The sequence below is a fragment of the Xylanibacillus composti genome (genome assembly GCF_018403685.1).
In the GTDB taxonomy this organism is placed as follows: domain Bacteria; phylum Bacillota; class Bacilli; order Paenibacillales; family K13; genus Xylanibacillus; species Xylanibacillus composti.
In genome coordinates this window covers 42,338-63,080 of the sequence record NZ_BOVK01000024.1, presented here as the reverse complement: position 1 = coordinate 63,080, position 20,743 = coordinate 42,338, and the positions used below count along the sequence as shown (strand labels likewise).

14 protein-coding genes are annotated in these 20,743 nt (G+C 52.5%); 4 read left to right on the top strand and 10 right to left on the bottom strand.

Annotated features, from left to right (window positions below; translation table 11 throughout):
- Positions 1-19 precede the first annotated feature (19 nt).
- Positions 20-1,516, bottom strand: coding sequence for a malate:quinone oxidoreductase (locus XYCOK13_RS09645; protein ID WP_213411932.1), 1,497 nt, complete (start codon positions 1,514-1,516; stop codon positions 20-22).
- Positions 1,517-1,831: 315 nt separating this feature from the next.
- On the opposite strand from XYCOK13_RS09645, the gene XYCOK13_RS09640 reads away from it, so the two are divergent.
- From XYCOK13_RS09640 to XYCOK13_RS09630, 3 genes are all read left to right on the top strand, one after another.
- Positions 1,832-2,437: a TetR/AcrR family transcriptional regulator gene (locus XYCOK13_RS09640; RefSeq protein WP_213411931.1), complete on the top strand. Its 606-nt coding sequence runs from the start codon at positions 1,832-1,834 to the stop codon at positions 2,435-2,437.
- Positions 2,438-2,534: 97 nt separating this feature from the next.
- A complete protein-coding gene (locus XYCOK13_RS09635) occupies positions 2,535-3,089 on the top strand; it encodes a hypothetical protein (RefSeq protein ID WP_213411930.1) in 555 nt (184 codons plus the stop codon).
- 297 nt (positions 3,090-3,386) lie between these two features.
- Positions 3,387-3,839 (top strand): hypothetical protein, encoded by a 453-nt coding sequence (locus tag XYCOK13_RS09630; RefSeq protein WP_213411929.1) that lies wholly within the window; start codon positions 3,387-3,389, stop codon positions 3,837-3,839.
- Positions 3,840-4,191: 352 nt separating this feature from the next.
- On the opposite strand, the gene XYCOK13_RS09625 is transcribed toward XYCOK13_RS09630, so the two are convergent.
- Positions 4,192-4,812 carry a DUF1062 domain-containing protein gene (locus tag XYCOK13_RS09625; RefSeq protein ID WP_213411964.1) on the bottom strand — a complete coding sequence of 207 codons (621 nt, stop codon included), beginning with the start codon at positions 4,810-4,812 and terminating at the stop codon, positions 4,192-4,194.
- Positions 4,813-5,803: 991 nt separating this feature from the next.
- Here XYCOK13_RS09625 and XYCOK13_RS09620 point away from each other — a divergent pair.
- Positions 5,804-9,064, top strand: coding sequence for a DEAD/DEAH box helicase (locus XYCOK13_RS09620; protein ID WP_213411928.1), 3,261 nt, complete (start codon positions 5,804-5,806; stop codon positions 9,062-9,064).
- Between the two features lie 193 nt (positions 9,065-9,257).
- On the opposite strand, the gene XYCOK13_RS09615 is transcribed toward XYCOK13_RS09620, so the two are convergent.
- From XYCOK13_RS09615 to lanM, 8 genes are all read right to left on the bottom strand, one after another.
- Complete coding sequence (locus tag XYCOK13_RS09615) at positions 9,258-10,202, bottom strand: ABC transporter permease (RefSeq protein WP_213411927.1); 945 nt, start codon at positions 10,200-10,202, stop codon at positions 9,258-9,260.
- Positions 10,202-11,125, bottom strand: a complete 924-nt coding sequence (locus XYCOK13_RS09610) for an ABC transporter ATP-binding protein (protein WP_213411926.1) — start codon at positions 11,123-11,125, stop codon at positions 10,202-10,204. Before XYCOK13_RS09610 ends, XYCOK13_RS09615 begins: the two co-directional genes overlap by 1 nt.
- A 9-nt stretch (positions 11,126-11,134) precedes the next feature.
- On the bottom strand, positions 11,135-11,422 hold the full coding sequence (locus tag XYCOK13_RS09605) for a hypothetical protein (RefSeq protein WP_213411925.1): 288 nt from the start codon (positions 11,420-11,422) through the stop codon (positions 11,135-11,137).
- Between the two features lies 1 nt (position 11,423).
- Positions 11,424-11,657 carry a helix-turn-helix transcriptional regulator gene (locus tag XYCOK13_RS09600; protein WP_213411963.1) on the bottom strand — a complete coding sequence of 78 codons (234 nt, stop codon included), beginning with the start codon at positions 11,655-11,657 and terminating at the stop codon, positions 11,424-11,426.
- Between the two features lie 189 nt (positions 11,658-11,846).
- The gene (locus tag XYCOK13_RS09595; protein WP_213411924.1) at positions 11,847-15,104 is read right to left on the bottom strand and encodes a type 2 lanthipeptide synthetase LanM family protein; all 3,258 of its coding nucleotides are present in this window, start codon (positions 15,102-15,104) and stop codon (positions 11,847-11,849) included.
- 65 nt (positions 15,105-15,169) lie between these two features.
- On the bottom strand, positions 15,170-15,406 hold the full coding sequence (locus XYCOK13_RS09590; protein ID WP_213411923.1) for a plantaricin C family lantibiotic: 237 nt from the start codon (positions 15,404-15,406) through the stop codon (positions 15,170-15,172).
- Complete coding sequence (locus XYCOK13_RS09585; protein ID WP_213411922.1) at positions 15,363-17,567, bottom strand: peptidase domain-containing ABC transporter; 2,205 nt, start codon at positions 17,565-17,567, stop codon at positions 15,363-15,365. Before XYCOK13_RS09585 ends, XYCOK13_RS09590 begins: the two co-directional genes overlap by 44 nt.
- Positions 17,564-20,713, bottom strand: coding sequence for a type 2 lanthipeptide synthetase LanM (gene lanM, locus XYCOK13_RS09580; protein WP_213411921.1), 3,150 nt, complete (start codon positions 20,711-20,713; stop codon positions 17,564-17,566). Before lanM ends, XYCOK13_RS09585 begins: the two co-directional genes overlap by 4 nt.
- Positions 20,714-20,743: the final 30 nt, after the last annotated feature.

The following is a 20,743-nucleotide window of genomic DNA, read 5'->3' as shown; positions in this document are numbered from 1 at the left end:
AAATGCGCCAAACGGCCATTTATGCTTCCTGCAATACTTTTTCCTGCTGGAGATTCTCCAAGCCCAGCGTTCGCGCTGTCGAGGCATGAATGTCTTGAATCAGCTTCGGATTGTTCTTCAAGGACTCACCGTAAGAAGGGATCATCTCTTTGATCTTAGGCTCCCATTCTTGCAGGTGCTGCGGGAAGCATTTGTTGATAACTTCCAGCATGACAGAAACAGCCGTGGACGCCCCCGGCGAAGCGCCGAGCAAGGCGGCGATCGAACCGTCTGCCGCACTGATCACTTCTGTACCGAACTGCAGTGTGCCTCGGCCGGCTGCTGTGTCCTTGATAACTTGCACACGCTGGCCCGCTACGAGCAGATCCCAATCCTCGCTCTTGGCGTTCGGAATAAAGTCCCGCAGAGCGTCCATGCGCTGTTCCTTGGACAGCATGACTTGCTTAATCAAATACGTGGTCAAGGGCACATTCTTCGCGCCTGCCGCCAGCATAGTCACCAGATTATGCGGCTTGACGGATGTAAACAGGTCCATGAGGGAACCATACTTCAAGAACTTAGGCGAGAAGCCGGCGAATGGGCCGAACAACAGCGATTCCTTGCCGTCGATGTAGCGGGTGTCCAAATGCGGAACGGACATAGGCGGCGCGCCAACCGGCGCTTTGCCGTAGACCTTGGCCCGATGCTTGGCAACGATATCCGGATTTTGGCATACCATAAACAGACCGCTAACCGGGAATCCCCCAATGCCTCTGCCCTCCGGAATGCCGGATTTCTGCAGCAGGTGCAGGCTGCCGCCGCCGCCGCCGATAAATACGAATTTGGCCGTATGTCGCTCAACGGTGCCGGTCTTGACGTCACGCACCTTCAGCTCCCACGAGCCGTCGCCAGCACGCTTGATATCATCGACTTGTTGATTATAGTGGATATTAACATGCTGCTTCTGCAAGTGAGCGAACAACATTCGGGTTAACGCGCCGAAGTTAACGTCCGTACCGGATTCGATCCTTGTGGCCGCTATCGGCTTCGTCACGTTCCGATCCTGCATCATCAACGGAATCCATTCCTTCAGCTTGTCCGGATCGTCGGAGTATTCCATTCCTTGAAACAAGGGATTCTTCGAAAGCGCATCGAATCTCTTCTTAAGAAACGCTACATCCTCATCCCCCTGCACGAAGCTCATATGCGGCACAGACATGATAAAATCATGCGGGTTTTTGATCAGCTTGCTGTCAACAAGATAAGACCAGAACTGCTTGGATACTTGAAACTCTTCATTGACTTTGACGGCTTTGCTTATGTCAATGGAACCGTCCGGCTTTGCGGTAGTGTAGTTCAGCTCGCACAAGGAAGAATGCCCTGTACCCGCATTGTTCCATTCGTTGGAGCTTTCCTCCCCTGCGTTCGCGCGCCTCTCAAACACAGTAATCTCCCAGTCCGGTACTAATTCTTTCAGCAGTGACCCTAGGGTCGCACTCATGATCCCGGCACCAATTAAGATAACGTCTGTTCTCATGTATACCGCCTCTATATTTAAGATTTGCAGAAAAGATGCATGCGCTCCTGCTCAGGCGCCCAGCAAGCCAAGTTAAGACCTGGCCACACATCTTTCTGGATCAATTGATAACCTATCATAGTGTATCACTATTGCATGTGGATGAAAATATGCAACTACTATTATATGATAGTTGCCGTCTATTTCCTAGCGGTAAATGTCGGTGTTCACAGGTTGATCACTTGTACGCCGCACGAGAGAAGGCATAAACGCAAAAAACTTGACCGTTCGGTCGGTCACTATTACAATCAAAACAAATGAACGGAGGTTCTACGCATGACTGCCAACCTATCTGACAAGCGCTTGCGGAAGGGCGAGCAAACCCGCGCACATATCCTTCGTTCAGCCATCGAATTGATCGCCGGGCAAGGCTTGAAGTCGCTTTCCACTGCCAAGCTGGCATCCGCCAGCGGCGTAAGCAAGAGTACGATCTTTCACCATTTCCCTTCCAGCGATGATGTACTGGTCAGCGCGCTGCACCTTATTGTGGATGAGATGAAGCGTGCCATGCTGAGCGGTTCCTATCAGCATGTGGAGCATTTCATGCAGGCGCTCGGCGAATCTCTGTTTGACACGCCGGAGTCATCTATGACTTTGTTCCGGGCATTCCTCTCTTATTCGCATGAGAGCCTGTTCAATCCTGCGTATCATGCGCTGCTCGCTTCATTCGCTGACGAGCTGGAGCAGGCATTCTACGATCAACTGTCCAGACTCGTACCGGATTCTGTAAAACCCGAAGCCGTTCGTGCCGCCTCTTCACTCCTGCTGCCGCTCATGGACGGAATGGGCCTCCACTATCTCCTAACCGGGGACGACAGCAAGTATAAGCAAATGTGGTCCGCCCAAACAGCCTTTCTCGTCCAAATGCTTCAACCCTCGTAATGCCCGTCTGATTCGCAACAGATCGGGTATAGTTTTGCGCCCCAATAACTGACCGATTGGTCGGTTTGTTATAAATGCATTGTAAGGAGGAACAAAAATGAAGCATGTGCGCGTACCGAAAGCCTTTCACGAGCTGTTTGGCTTGCGAATACCTCTGCTGGAGTTGGTGCTTATCCTGCTGTTCTGTGCAGGCATGTCGGCTGTTCTGCTCGGTTGGACTTACCCGGAATGGCGCGTATTGGCGGGGTGGAAAATTGTGCTGCTCGTCGCCCTGACCATCGATATCACCGGCGGCGTGATTGCCAACTTCGCCTGTTCCACCAATGATTACTATCGATCCCGAGCAAGGACCCGGCTGCTCTTCATCGCTGTGCATATCCAGCCGATCCTGCTGGCCCTGCTGTTTGGTGAAGGCTATTGGGCTAGCATCCTGGTTTGGGGATATACGGGCGGGGCCGCACTGCTAGTCAACGCGTTGTTTGGCTTCCCCAGCCAGCGCATGATTGCCGCCATACTCGCCATTTCCGGGATCGTCCTGCTGCTGTTCTCGGCTGGCCACATCCCGAGCGTTCTGCTAGCCTTATGGTCTCTATTCATGTTCAAGGTCATATTCAGCTTCGCTGTCGACCATGACGCCGCACGATCGCATTGAAGCTTACGCCTGAGCGAGGCATGGGCCTGGTTAGCCTGCGCTCCAACTGCTCGCTAGTGAAATTCCTGCGATGAAGCAGGCTCTGCCGGCCCGACCGCCGTCAAATTGAGAAGTTCCTTCGATTCGATGGTAAACGCTTTTATTGCATGCAACAGGAACATTTGCAGTCATGAGAGAAGAGAGGATCGCGAGCATGCTGATGATTTCTTTATAATACACATCGTCACTTCCTTATTACAATGTGAAAAAGGCAAGCTTTATATTCAACCTCACTACTTCTCCTGGACCATTTGGGGCTTGGCCACATTCATCGTATTCTTCGCGCAGCTGCAGGATAACGGCGGTTTAGGGGCATGGCCCATGGGCGTATCGGGTGTCATTACGATCCTGATTGCCGTCATGGCGTATCAAAGAAGAAAGGATATTGTCATTACGCGGTTGGATTGGACCTTTCTAATTTTGGCGATTTCCTCATTGCCTGCATGGGCTCTGACTTCTGACCCGCTGTGGGCAGTCATTATCTTGACGGCAGTCGATGTGCTAGGATTTGGTCCATCCATACGAAAGGCTTATCACTATCCGTTCGAGGAGGATGTGACCTTCTTTGTTCTGTTCGTCATCCGAAATGTCTTGTCCGTTATTGCTTTGGAACATTATTCGATGACCACCATGCTGTTCCCCTTGACAGGGAGCGCCGCCTGTATCATCCTGATTCTTACGATCCTATGGAGAAGAAAAGCACTATCCTAAACCGCGCACTTCACAGCCGACAACCTGGGATGGCCTCAGACAGCAACCAGCCTGAACATGTTGCCAGCAATTTCGGTTGTTTAACGGCCAAGACATTGCAACAAAGTGTTGGTAAATGCAACTTGATCCTCTTTGTATTGGTTCGTATATTTGTTGAACATCCTAACACCTACTGCATTGTATTGCGGCAGAACGACACAATGACAATCAGCAGCTCCAGTAGCGTAGTACCATTTGTCTTGATGGGACCACTCGAGTATGCGTTTGGTTGGATACTGTGAATTCAATTCTTCGATATATGCAAACAATTTGATCGGAGATCATCTGCCCTTCCTTCACAGCCTCTTTCCCTCTAAAATGTGATATTGCTTGCCTCGCCTTTAATTGTAATCTCTACATCATGCTTGATTTTATGTTTTATGCTCACTTGCGGCTTTGTCCGAATTCTGCCTCCTTCAACCATCTGATACAGTTTTGATCTAGATATCCCTAGAACCTGCACCAACAACTTGTCTAATCGGAGATCAAACTTGTATGGGGAAACCAGATGAATCGTCACGTCTCCACTTTCCAATTTGATCGGCTTACTTACCGTCGTGTACTTGATATTCGTATTGACGCTATTGCACAGCTTCCTTAGTCTTTCTATCTGAAATGCATATGTCCAGGCAGTCTCGCGGTCGTTGTTCATGAATTTTTGATACAGATTCTTGTCGATTCCGCCGATACGAACTCTCGATATAACAGGTAAATTCCACGTGCTATCACAATATACACATTTATAGATGAGCCAGACGTCAATATGTTTCTGCTGTGCATTGACTCTAAACTTCTCACTACAATAAAACTCCGCGCTTTTTTTGCAGGCTTGACAATGGTGTTCGACCTTCGGCGGTTCTTGAGCGACAATTTGACATTGTATGGTATAACTCACTATATTGCTCCTCCAATTTCTCAGAGGAACGCAGAACATCGGTTGGGGGAGAAAAGATTTTCCACACAAAAAAAGAGCACCTTATAGGCACTCCGCATGGAATAGTAACAACTATGGTTACCCTGCGTCCCTGTAATGGTTAAAATAGGCACACTTCTCCCGAATTTGTTCAACATGTTCATGAGAGATGTGTTCTATTCGATTCCTTAACCATTACAAGTATGCTGGCAAAATGGGACTCCACCTTTCAGGTTCTCCTTATCCAAGCATATCTGTCATGATCCCGAATGTCAATCATTAACAGTATTTTTCTTCCTCCTCTGATGGCGTATCTCTAGCCACACCATTAGGGCAACCACTACGATTACGATCACCCCTAGTCCTGACTTTTCTGCAGGCGACATGGATAAGTACTATGATAGGATCAAATGAATCTCCCCTCCTTGCAAAAGGATTTTGAAATAATATGTTGGTCTCAAATGAAAAAATACCTATAAGTATTAACATATGCAATACTTTTGTGTTGCTTATTTTTCCACCCGCCATTGTCTACACTTGACTAAGAGGTGTTTACATTGCCAGATATCCGAAAATTAGTGGGTGCTAGAATTCGTGATTACCGAGTACCAACCAGCCGATTGAATGTATAGCGGTCCCCCATGACCATTAGAGCGAAAAAAACATTCCTTCAATTTTCTAACGGTCGCCGATGTCCATTAGAGGTCAAAAGGCGTCGTTTTGACCTGTCCATTCAGCGCTAATGGTCATCCGTGTCCGTTACAATGTCACATAACGCCGCATTCGGCCTTTAACGGTCGTCCGTGTCCGTTAAAGCTACATGTCATCGGCAAGGTCAATCGCAGTGGCCGAGCGTCAAGCCTGGCGGGTAGAGGAGCTAAACAGTATATAATTGGACGTTCGCTTCCGTCGCCGGCCTTCCCCTGCTGCCCGACCGCGATTTCGCTCTTTTCCAAGGAACTGTGCTACAATGGACAATACTAACCACCGCTGTGAAAAGAAGGTTCGATTGATGCGCTTAAGATTAACTCGAAAATCGATCAAGCAATGGTGCGGCACCTATGCTTACCAAACAGGCGAACGGCTGTCCCGCACCAATAAAGTTCGCTTCGTCCAATTTGACAAGCATACCGATACATATATAGCGGAAGTGTCTAGTTCCGACCTGCATGAAGTGTCTCTTGCGTTTCCTTCCAATGACAAGCCGGAAGCGCATTGCAGCTGTCCCTCACTGGCTTCCGTGCCTACATTTTGCCAGCATATTGCCGCTGCGCTCATCCAGCTCTACACGATGCAGCCATCTGGCCACGAGGCCGTTTCTTCCCCCCAGATCGAATCGAAGCCTGCGGACATGCCTGCGGAACTTCCTATCGCCGAACGAATTCTCGAACTGCTTGACGACAAGCCTGCTCGCCCCCTTCATAACCAAACATTGGCGGAAACGAGAACGCCGCTCGAAGCTGCGTTTATCCTGAAGCTCCTGTCGGTTAACCCCGACACTGCTATATTCGGGATCGAGCTTAAGATCGGACCCAGAGCGTTGTACATGGTCAAGCAGCTCTCCTCCTTCCTAGAGCATCTGGTGCGGGAGGAGAGCTATGTGTTCTCATCGCGATTCAGTTACGAACCGGAGCTGCACACCTTCTCGCAGGAAAACGAAGCCGTCTTGCAAGCTCTTATCGATATAGCGAATACCCATACGGTATACCGGGGGTCAAGCCGTCTCTATTCGACCCTTGCCTCAGACACGAAGGGGAACCGCATACTGCCGATCCCTCCTCAAGCCTGGAAGGGCTTGCTTCCCCTGTTGGCGCAAGCCCCAAGGGTTGTTCTGATGGATGGCGACCAGAAGTATGACGGAATCTCTGTAACGGCAGAGCCTCTGCCTCTTCGCTTCGCCTTTCGGGAAGCGCAATCCGATAACTTTGCACTTTGTATCTATGGATTAGAGCCCCTGACTGTCATGGAGCCTTATGAAATGGCCTTCCTGGAGGGAAAGCTGTTCCCGCTTACCGCCAAGCAAAGCAAACAGCTTCCAGAGTTGAAGAAGATCCTGGCCGAATCTGGTCAGAGCCGGATTGTAATGCAGCGCGATCAAATCATACCGTTTATCGAAAAAGCTACTCCCAGCCTTAAGAAGCTGGGCAGTGTCACAATCGCTCCCGCCATTGCCAATCGCATTGCATCATCCAAGCTGCAAGCGAAGCTTTACTTGGATCGTGTCAAGGATCGTCTGCTCGCCGCGGTTGAATTCCAGTATGATGGAGTCATCTTTAACCCGCTGGAGGACAAGCAAAGGCAGCCAGACTCTCCTCTTGTCGTCCTGCGGGATCTTGAGCAGGAGCAACGCATACTTGATTTGATCGAGCAATGCCCGTTTATGAAGACAGAAAGCGGCTACGTCATGAGCGAGGAGGAAGCGGAGTTCGACTTCCTTTACAACGTGGTTCCCCAGCTGGAAAAACTGCTTAAGGTCTATGCGACAACTGCCGTGAAGGTACGCGTACTCAAGAAGAGTGCGGTCCCCAAAGCCGATGTCCATGTATCCCCAGCCGAGCGAATCAACTGGCTGGAATTCCGCATCCATATGGGATGGATACCGGAAACGGAAATTCGCAGCCTGGTGAAGTCGGTAGTGGAGAAGCGGAGATATTACCGGCTGCCGAACGGCTCCCTCTTGCCGCTTGACAGCGAGGAGCTTCAGAACCTGGTTACATTCCTGAACGAAACCGGAATTCCTTATTCGGAGATGACGGAATCGAAGATCGAGATCCCTCTAGCGCGCGGCATCCATCTGTTGGAGCACACATTCGACGGCGTGAAGATCGAAAGATCGATCCGCCAGCTCTTGGACAACCTGCGCCATCCGGATAATCTCGCGTTTCCCATTCCCGCTCCGCTGGCGGAGGTGCTGCGGGATTATCAGAAGCTCGGCTACCAGTGGATGAAGACGTTGGCGCATTACGGGTTCGGCGGCATCCTGGCGGATGATATGGGCCTTGGGAAGACATTGCAGAGCATCGCCTATCTCGCCTCCATCTTGCCGGACATCCGCAAGCTGGGCACCCCGGCCCTTGTCATTTGCCCCGGTTCGCTTCTTTACAACTGGCGGAACGAAATTCAGAAATTTGCCCCCGACATACGGGTGCTGATCGCAGACGGCAACCGGTTCGAGCGGATCAACAAAATGCACGGGGTCGCGGGGGTGGACGTTGTCGTCACATCCTATCCGCTCCTGCTCCGGGATGCAAAGGATTATGCCAAGCAACGGTTCCACTCCCTCATCTTGGATGAGGCGCAGGTGTTCAAGAACCCTTCGACGCGGACCGCACATGCAGTCAAAGCCATTCAAGCCGATTACCGCTTCGCCCTAACGGGGACCTCGATAGAGAATCGCCTGGAAGAACTGTGGTCGATCTTCGACGTCGTCTTCCCGGCATTGTTCCAGGACCTGAAGACGTTCAGCAACTTGACACTTCAAGAGATAGCCAAGAGGACTCGGCCCTTCCTCCTGCGCAGGTGGAAGCGCGATGTACTGGAAGACCTGCCGGATAAGCTGGAATCGACAAAGCCTGTCGAGCTGTTCCCCGAACAGAAGAAGCTGTATGCCGCTTATCTGGCCAAGCTGCAGCAGGATACCTTGAAGCATCTGAGCGTGGACGGATATCAGAAGAGCCGGATCAAGATCCTGGCCGGGCTCACACGGCTCCGGCAAATTTGCTGCCACCCTGCTCTATTTGTGCAAGGGTACACAGGCGGCTCTGCGAAGCTGGAGCAATTGAAGGAGATAGTGGAGGAAGCTCTGGCCAATCGCAAGCGCCTGTTGATCTTCTCGCAATTCACAGACATGCTCAAGCTGATTGGCAAGGAACTCAGCGTGCACGGACACCCGTACTTTTACCTGGACGGAACGACGCCCTCCCGGGAGCGCGTCGAGCTCTGCAACCGATTTAATGATGGCGAAATGGATCTTTTCCTCATCTCCTTGAAGGCTGGAGGAACCGGCCTGAATCTGACAGGCGCGGACACCGTTGTCCTCTATGATTTGTGGTGGAATCCTGCCATCGAACAGCAAGCTGCCGACCGGGCCCATCGCATCGGCCAGAAGAACGTCGTCCAGATCATCCGGCTGATTACGCAAGGCACGATGGAAGAGAAGATGGTCGAGCTGCAGAGTCGGAAGAAGCATTTGATCGACGAAGTGCTTAGCCCCAACCAGGCAACAGCATCCATGCTAACGGAGCAGGATATTCGCGAGATTCTGATGATCTGAGGGGGTTTGCTTCGCTTGGAAGGAAACCCCTCTTCCTATGCCCCTGTCAAAAAGCCGCCTATAGATGCCGAGTCCTGATTTTCGCAATACGGAGGCCGACATAAAAAATACCTCTCCACAGGTAATCCCGTGTTAAGGTATCTTAAGGCCTTAATCCATCTCTTGTACAAACTCCATTACTGTACCAGCACTGTCAGGACAACGGCACGTCTTTGTTGTGCACGGATTTGTAGACCACCAGCGCAAATAATGCCAAGTGGACAAGCAGAAGCGTCAGCGAGAACGGCAAGGTCAGCCCTTCCGCCATAGGCCTGCCCTCAAAATACGCATTCAAATCCAAGTTTGCGAACAAGAGGTACTTCGCCCATTCGAATCGGGCAGCCAGCAAGCGGGCAACCAGTTCCCCCGAGTAATACAGAAACAGCGATACAGCCGTGGCGACAGCGACGCTGCGCAGGACGCAGGCCAAAGTAAAAGCGCCTGCACAATAGACCAAAATCTCCACGCCTGTCCATGCAAACTGACGGAGCGAGGCGAAGGCCGCGTTCTGAACTACGACTTCATCGCCTGCCACAACAAGCATTTCCGTAGGTCCGGACGTACCGAGCAGCACCAGTCCCGTCAGATACGATGCGGCGAACACAAAGCTGATGGCAACGAACGCCAGCGTCACAATCAGCGTCCACTTGCTGATCATGACCGATAGTGGCGCAACCGGCTTTAAGAATAGAAACTTGACCGTTCCTTGCTGGTATTCTGACGCCACCACATACACGGACATCGTGATCAAGTACAAGCCGACGACAGCTAGCAGCAGATGGTTATCGGAGACAAAGCTCCACACATTCCGGCCGTTGTCTGGCGGCATGTCATGCTCCAGTTGATACTGGTACAGTATCATGCGTTCCCGGTTGACCTCATACATCAGCGTCCCGGGATTCAGCTCTTGCTGCTGTTCCTCCAGCCGCTCCAGCTCGCTTTGCAATGCCGGCTGCCACGGCTCGCTTGTCGGAACAGGCTGCTGATAAGCCTGGATGACGCCGTGGCCAAGCGTCAGCACGAGCAAGCCGAGCAGAACGACAGCCAATACTTTTTGCCTGCGAATCTTCAGCCACTCGCCTTGCAGCAGCGCCAACATTATCCCCCTCCCCCTTCGGATTTACGGGTCATCTGCAAGTATGCCTCCTCCAAATCAAAGGATTTTTCCTGGATTGATCGCACCCCGGCCTGACTAAGCAGCAGAAGAAGCGAGGAATAATGGCTGCGTTCCATAACAAACGTAATTTTGCCGTCTGCACTCCGCTGCGGCTCGAAGATGTATGACTGCTGTTCAAGCAATTCGACGGCCCTTCCCGGGTCCTCAGCTTCAATGACAAACACAACGCTGTCGCCATAACGCGATTTATTAGCCCCGAGCAGCGTTAACGTGCCATTCTGCAGCAGGCCGAATTGGTGGCAGATATTCTCGATTTCCCTGAGATGATGGCTGGAGATCAGAACCGATAGCTTAAACTTGGAGGCAATGCTGCGGATCATCTCGCGAAATTCAATCATGGCCCCCGGATCAAGGCCGTTCGTGGGTTCATCCAATATCAGCAAGGTCGGCTTGTGCAGCAGGCATTGGGCAATGGCCAGACGCTTCTTCATTCCGAGGGAATATTGCCCGACCTTCTTGTGAATGAAATCCTCCAGCTTCAGAAGGGATAGGACCTCGGCGATCCGATCACTGGTGATCTCCCCATACAAGCGGCTGCCGTAGAGCATATGCTCCATGCCGGTCAAGTATTTATAGAAATGCGGTTCCTCAATCAGCGCTCCGATACGCCGGAGCACCTGCTTGCGCATCGTGCTAACCGGCATCCCTTCAACATGGATCGTTCCCGAGGTTGGCGCGATTAATCCGCACACCATACCGAGGACGGTTGTCTTTCCCGCGCCATTCTCCCCGATCAAGCCGAACACGGTCCCCCGTTCAATGGCAAACGACAGCGACCGGATAATCGTCTGATTGCCTATTTTTTTCATGACTTGCTTCACGCTCAGAACAGGCTGCGCACTCACTGCGATCACCTACATCTTTCGGTTCAAAATGATGGCCGTCAGCATCACCGTAAGATGGGCTGCCAGCACATCGACCAATACGGCTTCTTGAAAATGCTCGTCTACGACTTCGAATAACTTGGACAGAACAAATGTGACTAGCAGCGCCGCCAACATGACATAATAGGCATTCTGGAAGGCATGCTTCAAAATCAAGTTGGAGCGCTCGTCTCGTTCCCTGGGAAAGATAAGAATAAAATACACTCCGGATAAGGCAAATATGAACAAGGCTGCCGGCATCAAATAAGTCATGAACATTTCACTCATCCCCTTTCGTCTGCTGAGGGTGATAGCGGAACACATCCTCAATCCCCACCCCGAAAACTTCCGCAATGCGAAATGCCAGGATTAAGGAAGGATTGTAGCGATTCGCTTCGAGTGAGATGATCGTTTGTCTGCTGACGCCGATTTGTTCGGCCAGATATTTCTGCGACCACCTTCTTTCGGCACGCAGCATGTAGATGTTGTTAGTCAATGAACCTGCCACTTCGATCCCCTCCTTGCTTCACATGGTATACTATTTTTTACTGTATGTCAAATATATATTACATACTGTACAAAATAGTATACACCCCCTTCTTAGTTCCCGTGCAGGCCGGCGGAGCAGCCTGAAGCAAGTAAAAAAGGGACGGCTTGTCGGCAGCATTCATTCACGCATCCGCACGCTTCGTCCCTTACCCATTTACCCGACCCTTTGATTGGCTTGTCCCGCCATCGCTTCCTGTCCTTTCAATTCGAGCGTCAGCAGAGAGGGAACATCCTGCGGATCATGTATTCTTAACAGCCCGTATCCAATACTGGCCAAGCCGTTCATGACGCCGATTGCGTTAATATCCGCATGAATGACATCCGAACGGCGGAACAATTCATCCAGCATCGCATGTTTCTTGGCTTCAATCTGCGCCTGTTCCTGCATGCTGGCATACGGTGCCGCCAATACCAACACATCGAAATTGCCGAAATTGCCGTGGCAAAAGGAGAAGTTGCCGCCCAGCGATACGTCCAGTGTCGTGGCAAGTGCAGCTTGACGGTCGCGCTCCAGCTGCTCGTGGGCGATCCCGCAGCGGACAGCCTCCATTCTGGACAGCAAAATGCCGGGAGCCCCGTGACACCAGGCAATGGAATGCTTGTTCAGATGCACGCTGAACCAGTTCCGCACCGCTGGATCGTAGAATCGGTTCTCATAATCCAGGGCTTCCTGCACGGTCTTTTTGATCGCTGCTTGCTGCCTGGACCATGTCATGAACCGACAAAGCGCGAATATAATACCTGCATTGCCGTGGGAGAACCCGATATACGGTCGCTCCGGCGAGTTGGCCGGCGTCCACGCCACGCCCGATTCCATGGGGACGGCATGCTGGATCAAATGGCTAACCAGCTTCTCGCCAATTTCAATCAACCATGCGCTTTCGGGGTTTTGTTCCAGGACGCTTGCAATGACAGCCAGCGCCCCCGCGCTGCCCCCAATGAGGTCATATAGGCGGTCTTGATGGACAAGTCTCGGGATCTCCCTCAGCAGCCGGTCGCTGCATTGCTTCATCTCCGCATCTTTCAATACCGCGCCCAATTGGGCAAAGCCGTATGCCATCCCTCCGATGCCCAAGAAGGCCCCGAGATTAATATTGTCCGGCTGGACCAGTTCCTCCAGAATCAATTGAATGGGCCGGATAGCGGCCAAGCAAGCTTCGCGGTATCTTTCCTTCCCTGTCAATCGCCAAAGCTGGGCGAACAGCAGCGCGATGCCCGGGTTTCCGTCGTAGATGCCAGGACCTGTCACCGAATACTGCCAGACATGCTTTCTCCCGCCTTTGGTCACCATGCTGGTCCAGCAATATTCCAATCCCTGCTCCCCTTCATGCTTGATAGCGGCGCGAATGACGGTGTCCGCGATGATCTCTGCTTTGTGGAGCAAGTTCACTTGTTCGGCCTCCGTCGCTTTCCAATTGTCCAGACGGATCAATTTGATGTCCTCTTTGGCATACACGGCGGCAATGGTCGCTTGAATGATGTTCAACTGATGCTCCAGGTCAATTGCCGAAAGTTGATCGAGCTTGCGCAAACTCCGCGTTAGCCCATCTTCATAAAAAAAGCCGTCAATCGATTGGTTGCGGGCATCACGCATCCACGTTCCGGAAGGGATTGCGGAAAAGTACGGAATATCCCCGTCCAGCAAATCCGCGATCTCGGCCAATACGATGCGTCTGTCCAAATCGTCCGATGCAAGCGATATGCGATTTAGCAGCATCTCCCGATCCAGCTGGTTTCGGAGAAAATCGGGATGATAGCTCAAATGCAGCAGCTTGCTGTATATCATCGTGCTTTTTAAGATTTTTCGCACTTCACAATTTCCGAAGGCTTCCAACTGGCGGACCGCTTCAGGCTTATGAATCAGAAACAGCCGGTACCCGGCCTGAAAACCGTCCAGCAGAAAGTCCATATAGTGCATAATTTCGCGGCTTGCCCCATTATCCTGCTGCCCGGCCAATGGGTTGTTATGCCCTGATTCCAGCTTGCCCAATCTTTTGACCAGACGAATTTCGTCCGTATGCTTCCCTTCCACCGTTTGAATTTGAAAAGGGCTTTGCTGTTCTCCGATGCCGCCGACCCCGCTGATGTCAAAGCTCTGCTCCCGATCAATGTTTGTCGGCACAACCCCGGTCGACAAGACCGAATCCCGAATGAGTGTGAGCGCCCGGTTAATCGCGCCGCTTCCTGTATAATCGTGATCCTTGCTAACCGTATGCTGAAACAGCGACTCCAGATCAACCAATACAGGCTGGTCAGTACTGGCTATAATATTCTCATAATGAAAATCGGTGGCGTTCATCGTATGAAGCACGGCTAGAAGTTTGCCCAACCGGTAATAAAAACGCTGACGCTCCTCATCAGAGGCGCATGGCGCATACGAAATATATTCCATCCAGCCATATGTCTGCCGATTCCATACACCGGCCGTGCAAAGCGGCAAACCGTCATCCAACCGCTCGTTCATCCATTGCAAAAACTGTTGAAATGTATCGTCAATCCCCATGCTGCGGGGCTTATATACCAGCTTTGTGCCGCAGCCGAATTGAAGAATGGCGACGGTTCTCCCCTTCTTGTGGGAATCGCCCTTCCCCAGTTGAAGTCGGACAATGTCCGGCTCCCTCACGCTGAACCGCTGCTGCAATGCATGCCAGTCCTGGTGCGCATGCCCCAAGATTTCGCGGATGAATCGCTTCAGGTTTCCGGTTTTTTCGGCAATCAGCCGGAACATGACCGGATATTCCTCCAGCAGATTGCTCAAGTAATGCCGATTCCTTAGAAACTGCGAGACATAATGTTCATACCGCTGCTCAGGACTCTCTCCTTCCAGCTTCCCTTCCAAGCGCAAGCAGTTAATCTCCAGCATTAGCGTCTTGTGGGTGATGGCGTACAGGAGATCCAAATAATATTGAATCAGGTCATGCTTGGCCAGCCGGCGAACGACCATCTCAGGGGCAGCTCCCTCCCCGACGAACAGGTCCGTGTAAAATTCCTGTACAAGCGGTTCGTAAATGGTGTAGAACGGAAAGTCCGACAGGCTGGTGCCCTCCATGACCTGCTCATAGTCATGAAGGAGAGGGCTTCTTTCTTTCACATTTGTGCTTGAACCCGGATTCAGCCCTTCTGACCGCTTTATGAGTACTTCCTTCATATAAGCAACCCAGTCCGACTGCAGGTTTTCCGCCTTGCTCCCGCCGCCGGTTCCATCGGCATTCTCTCGAAAGTGCCGGCGAAGAAACGGAAGATCGATTTGGTAGTGACGTGCCAGAAGCGCTTCGAACGATTGCTCGCTTTCACAATCCAATAGCTGCCGCCAATACGGGAGAACCTCTGTCAGATCCGACTCGGCTCGCGCCGGACCGAATGATTTGCGCTCCTGAAGATGCAGGGCGTTGTATACAATGGACGAGGACATGCATTCACCTCCTGTCATGATTGGAGAGAGACAAGGCATGCTCGTCTCTCCCCGGTTTTGCGCGATTAGTTGCAGGAACGCTGGCACTCAACAGTCAGTGTGCACATATGTCCCGGATTGCCCATGAAGTAGCTGGCTGCAGCACATGCGACACCCGAAATGATCACTTCTAACCAGCGCTCTTCCGCTGCGCCGCTCACTTGCAGCAGCTCGTCCTCCTTCAATTCAACAAGAGGATTCTCGATCGGCAATTGGGCATTATGAGTTCTGGAGTACGGGTTTTTCAAACCTTGATTCATCATTGGATTCACCTCCTTTCATGTCCATGTCACGATAGGCTTCTATCAGCCTTCGGTAATATCCGCTCGTTCGTCTCAATTGTTCATGTGTGCCCCTCTCCACAATTTCTCCTTGCGACAGGACTAGGATTTGATCGGCGTCCATGATCGTGGACAACCGGTGCGCAATGACGATGCGCGTACATTGCAGCTGCGCCAAGTAGTCGTCGATCTTCTTCTCGTTGATGCTGTCCAAGGCGTTGGTAGCCTCGTCGAACACGATGATTCTTGGCGAATGGACAAGCGCTCTGGCGATTGCCAACCGCTGTCTTTGACCGCCGGACAAGTTTTGCCCGTTCTCGGACAAGATGGTCTCGTATCGCATGGGCATGGCCATGATTTCCTCGTGAATTTGCGCCACCATGGCGGCCCGCACAATATCGTCCATCGTCACGTGCGCATTGTTGCCTTTGATATTGTCGTATATGGATTGATTGTATAGAAATGGCTGCTGGTTGACGATCCCCATTTGTTTGCGAATATGCGGCTTATCGAGCTCTTCCAGGCGATGCGGCCCATAGTATACGGCGCCGGCGCTCGGCTGGTACAGGCCAACCAGCAAATTGGCGAGCGTGCTCTTGCCCGACCCGGACGCGCCGATAATGGCAACTTTTTGCCCGTTCCGGATGCGAAAGCTCATGTCTCTCAACACCGGCTTGGCGTAAGGCGTATAGGAGAACGAGACCTGGTCGAAGACAATCTCTCCATTCAGTTCAATCCGGCGCAGCGCCTGCCCTTCGGGCACTTCGCGGGGCGTATCGACCACATCGCGGATTCTCCGCAAATACACCTTAAGCTGATAAAAGGTTTCCAGTGACAAAATGAGAGAGTTGGCCGTACTGATGAAGTAAATGGCTATGGATTGAAAGGCGATCAGCTCGCCCAGCGACAACCCTCCGGCAGCAACCTGGCGGGCGCCGATCCAGATGATAAACAAGGGCATGTACAAGGCAAGCCCGCCGGAGAATGCGTTCAGCACGCCATACAGTCGCTCCCGGACAACGAACGCTTTAACGAAATCCTGATAATGCGACTTCCATCGCTCGGATACCGTCTGCTCGGCCCCGGAAATTTTCACGTTCAAAATACCGGATACAGATTCGTTCTGATAGGAGAATAGCTTCGTGTCTTTGGACAGTTCGCTGCGGCTTGCTTCATGCAGGTGCGGCCTCAGCAGTTGAATGCCCAGGTAGAGCAAACCGGCAAAGAGAAACACATACAGGGACAAATGCATCGATTGGGCCAGCATATATCCGATAATGACCAGGAACAGGATGGCGTCCAGCACACTCTTCATGACTTGGTTGGAAAGAATGAGGCGAATGGACCGTAAATTAGAGAAACGGTACATGATGTCCCCGGTGCTGCGTATTTGAAAAAAGTTATAGGGAATGGCAAGCAGATGGCGAAAGTACTCCCAGGACATCGCCTGATCCAAATGCTTGAACACTTGTATGGCTGCCTCGTTCTTAATTAGAGAAAAGGCGAAGTACAAACCGAGCGCCACGGTCATGCCGATCAGATATATGTGCATGTCCCCGATATTCTGCTTCACAACGAAATTATCAATCAGCTGCTGCACCATGATGGGAGTGACCAAGACAAACGACTGAAGCAGCAGATTGGCACCCAGCATAAAGGCGAGCAGCTTCGGCTTTTGCCATAACAACATCAAGTAAGGCTTCCAGAGACTCTTCGGCTTTTGCTTCTGAAATGCGGGTCCTGGCTTCCCGTACAGCACATAGCGGGAGAATAGACGGTTGAATTCGTCTTTGTCCAGCTTCATCCTGCCTTGTGCCGGGTCCAGAATGTGGAAGTAATCCCGGCTGATTTTCTCGAGAACGACATAATGCTTCTGCTCCCAGAAGCAGATAACCGGCTCGTCGATCTGCCTCAATATGTTCAGGTCTTCGACTTTGTAGCATTTGGCTTCGAAGCCGAGGTCCTCGCCTAATCGCTTCAGTTCGTACAAAGTGCTGCCGTCTCTGCCGCTGCCGATGCGATCGCGCAGCTCGAACAGGGTCACATGTTTGCCGTAGTAGGCGCTGAGCATGGCCATACAGGCAATGCCGCATTCCGTCTGGCTCATCTGTTCGATAAACGGAACTTTTCGCTTCGGCCTCAACGCGCCCCCTCCTCTGCAAACAATCGTTCCGGCCGCAGGCTCCCGGCCGCTTCCGCGGGAAATTGCAGCGTCAACGCGGAGGGCAATCCGGCCCGGGCAAGCCGCAGGCATGTCCATCCGATTCCTGCTACGCCCAGCATTAAGCCGACCAGTCCCCGTTCCTTCATGCCTTGAATCTTGCCCGGAATGTCGGGCCTTGCCGCCAAGCGCCACACGGCCTCCTCCATGACAGACCGGAGCGGCCGCCACTCGGGCTTGTCCATCAGGCTGAGCAGAATGTCAATATTGCCGAATACGCCATGGCATAAGGACAGGCGGGGGTTCGCCGATGTACGCTCAATTATGCTGCGCAGCAGCTTCTCCCTCTCCGCCGCCTCTACTTGCTCTACGTGCCCTTCGCTTCTGCCCAACAGCACTCCCGGCGCGCCGTGGCACCAGAACTGGGCGGCAAAGGGTTCCGCTGCATGGCTTCGCAGATCTTTCCAATTCGCCTTCGTCTTGTCGTAATGCGCGTTCTCGAATTGCAGCAGAGCCGGGATGAAGCCGCTTTCCTCAGGGAGAAGGCCATGCCGCTCCAGCTTGCCAAGCGCATACAGCAGGCCAGAGGAGCCGTGCGCAAACCCGGTTAAATTCACGCGCTCCCGACTCAATAACCCACAGAGCCTCTGACCGCTCATTCGCGCAGCTTCAAGCGCCTGAGGCTCCCGGAACCTCTCCCATATATGAATGCTTAGTGTGACAATGCCCGCGCAACCGTCTAGAAAGTCCAGCTCGGACTGCGTCTCGCTCTTCATTGCATGTTCGGGGATATGACTTGCTTGGCTATCTGACCCGATCCGCTTCAATTGTGCCAACGCAGCCTCGCGCGCTTCGGGAAATCCCCAAATCGCATGCAAGAAAAAGCCTGCGTATGCAACCGCTCCCCTGCCGTTAAATACAGACGGCAGCAGCTCATCGTCTCCCATCCTGTCGAACACGGACAGCACGTATCGGAAATTTTGGACGGCGGCGTCCCTGTAGACCGGATTTTTGGTTTCTCCATACATGAGGCCGAGAAACATGGAGATACCCAGCGTGCCGCTATAGATGGAGAAATCCAGCACGGCCATGCGAAACTGATTGTCATGATTCCTCAGTCCGATCCAGGCGGCATGTTCATCGTCCGCCAACCGATGCTCGATCAAGTAATCGGCAATGTCCGATGCCATGGCCAGCGGTTCGAACGGCCTTCCCGATGCGACTGGGGACGGATGATCCAGCGCCTCTGCTTCGGGCAGCTCCATGCCGCCGACATGAGCAGAATGAATGGCGTACTTCAACAGGCGCAGTTGGAACGCCAAGTCTTCCTCACCATACCGATCCAAGCGTTCTTCGATCCATTGCAAGCTGCTCTTTCGGAATACGGCCGGAATCCGCTGTTTGCTGCTCGTATACAAGCACGTGTCCTTCACATCAAATGTGAAATAAGGTATATCATGATGGAGCAAATCGGCGATCTCGGCGGGCACGATCTGCTCAAACGCTTTTTCGCCTTTGGTAATGTTCCACAGCATCTCCAGCAGCTTCTCCCGGTCCAGGCCGTCCTGCAAATATTGCGGATGCTGGGACGCCGTCAAAAAACGGGCGTACAGGTAAGTCGGCCGCAGCAGCGCTCTGCCGGTCAACCGACCGAAGCGCTCCCGGATTTCCCGCTTCGCCGCTTCTTTATCACGCGCAAGGATGCGGTAAACGTCCGCAAACCCTTCGCCAATCTCCGGCACATACTTGACCGGGTCTACGATCTCGCCCTCCAGTCTGACCAGATGTTGGGCCTGCTTTGTCACAAAGGGCACTTCCGCAAATTTGATTTCATCTGTCCCTTCCTGCTGCAATATCCAGCCTTTCATATTCGTCGAGGTTTGCTCCGGTTTTCCGGCGATGCCGCTCAAGTCGAAATCAATCCTCGACTGGAACAGCTGTCCGGTTGGCACAAGGCCCGATAGCAAGACGCTGCGGTACAGGTGGGATAGGGGGAAATGCAGCTTCTCCTCATCGTAAATGTTATTGGCCAGCAAAGTTTCGTTATCAATAACGTAAGGCATGTCGCCGCATGCCACGATGTTCTCATAATGCATGTCCGTTGATTGCAGCGTGAGGAAGACGCCGCACAGTACGCCCATTCGGTAGTAATACCGCCTTACTTCCTCCTCGTTCACGCAAGGCCGATGCTCCACAAACTGCTGCCAGCCGTACTGCTGCTTGGCGATAGTGGCCGGAACGCCCAACGGATAACGAAGTCCCTGGTGTCCCAAGCAGTGAAGCCATCCGGCCAAAGCGATGTCTGTTTCCAACGAACGGGGCTTGTACACCAGCTTCAGGCCGCAGTCGAACTGCAGCGTGGCGACCGTTCTCCCGTCTTGGTGGGAATCGCCTTCCCCCATCTGCACAGACTGCAGGCGAGGGCGCCTGCCGCCGAAATAAACCTTGTCCAATTCGTCATAATCGTCCAGGAACCGCTCAAGCATTTCTTTACTGTTGCGCGCCGCGCGGGTCGTCATTTCCGTCAATATTCTGGCCAGTACAGGGAAGGACGCAAGCAGCTTCTCGATTTCCGACGTTCCTGCAGCCAGGCGTGCCACGAAAGTTTCGATCGTCAAGGCCGTGTCTTGCTCCTTCGCCTGATGAAAAACATAGACAACTGTCCGGTCGGCAGCCATGCGCAGATCGCGCAGGTGACTGTTCTGCAAGGATTGCAAGACAGAATCCAACAGTACTTTGCCTGCTGCCGCAGCGGGGAACCACCGGCGTACCCGGTCGGTCAATTCATGAAGAAACGGCAGGACAAATACGCCAATCCCCATATGTAAATGTTGGGCCAACCAGGAATCGGGCGTATGGTTCAGAATACGCTCGAGTTCCTCCATCCAGCCCGTATTTGAGGTAGTGGGGATATCTCTGCTCGCAAGCAAACGGTTGAACTCCTGCAGGCTCAATCCCTTCGATTTTAGCCTTGTTTCGAATTCTTCCTCGGTCGCCCTGGACTTGGCCATCCAGGAAGCCAGCTCTGCCGAACAGTCTGCCGGACGGGCATGGTCGGCGGCGACCGGGATTCGCTCCGAAACATAAGAGGCCCTCCTGTACGGATGTTCCGATTTGAGAGTAACCATAGATATCCCCACCTTTCTACCGATCAGATT

Bases quoted from the DNA above. Each gene is read 5' to 3' on its own strand.
- XYCOK13_RS09645 (WP_213411932.1), bottom strand. From the start codon at position 1,516: ATGAGAACAGACGTTATCTTAATTGGTGCCGGGATCATGAGTGCGACC.
- XYCOK13_RS09640 (WP_213411931.1), top strand. From the start codon at position 1,832: ATGACTGCCAACCTATCTGACAAGCGCTTGCGGAAGGGCGAGCAAACC.
- XYCOK13_RS09635 (WP_213411930.1), top strand. From the start codon at position 2,535: ATGAAGCATGTGCGCGTACCGAAAGCCTTTCACGAGCTGTTTGGCTTG.
- XYCOK13_RS09625 (WP_213411964.1), bottom strand. From the start codon at position 4,812: ATGTTCTGCGTTCCTCTGAGAAATTGGAGGAGCAATATAGTGAGTTAT.
- XYCOK13_RS09620 (WP_213411928.1), top strand. From the start codon at position 5,804: ATGCGCTTAAGATTAACTCGAAAATCGATCAAGCAATGGTGCGGCACC.
- XYCOK13_RS09615 (WP_213411927.1), bottom strand. From the start codon at position 10,202: ATGTTGGCGCTGCTGCAAGGCGAGTGGCTGAAGATTCGCAGGCAAAAA.
- XYCOK13_RS09605 (WP_213411925.1), bottom strand. From the start codon at position 11,422: ATGTTCATGACTTATTTGATGCCGGCAGCCTTGTTCATATTTGCCTTA.
- XYCOK13_RS09595 (WP_213411924.1), bottom strand. From the start codon at position 15,104: ATGTCCTCGTCCATTGTATACAACGCCCTGCATCTTCAGGAGCGCAAA.
- XYCOK13_RS09590 (WP_213411923.1), bottom strand. From the start codon at position 15,406: ATGATGAATCAAGGTTTGAAAAACCCGTACTCCAGAACTCATAATGCC.
- lanM (WP_213411921.1), bottom strand. From the start codon at position 20,713: ATGGTTACTCTCAAATCGGAACATCCGTACAGGAGGGCCTCTTATGTT.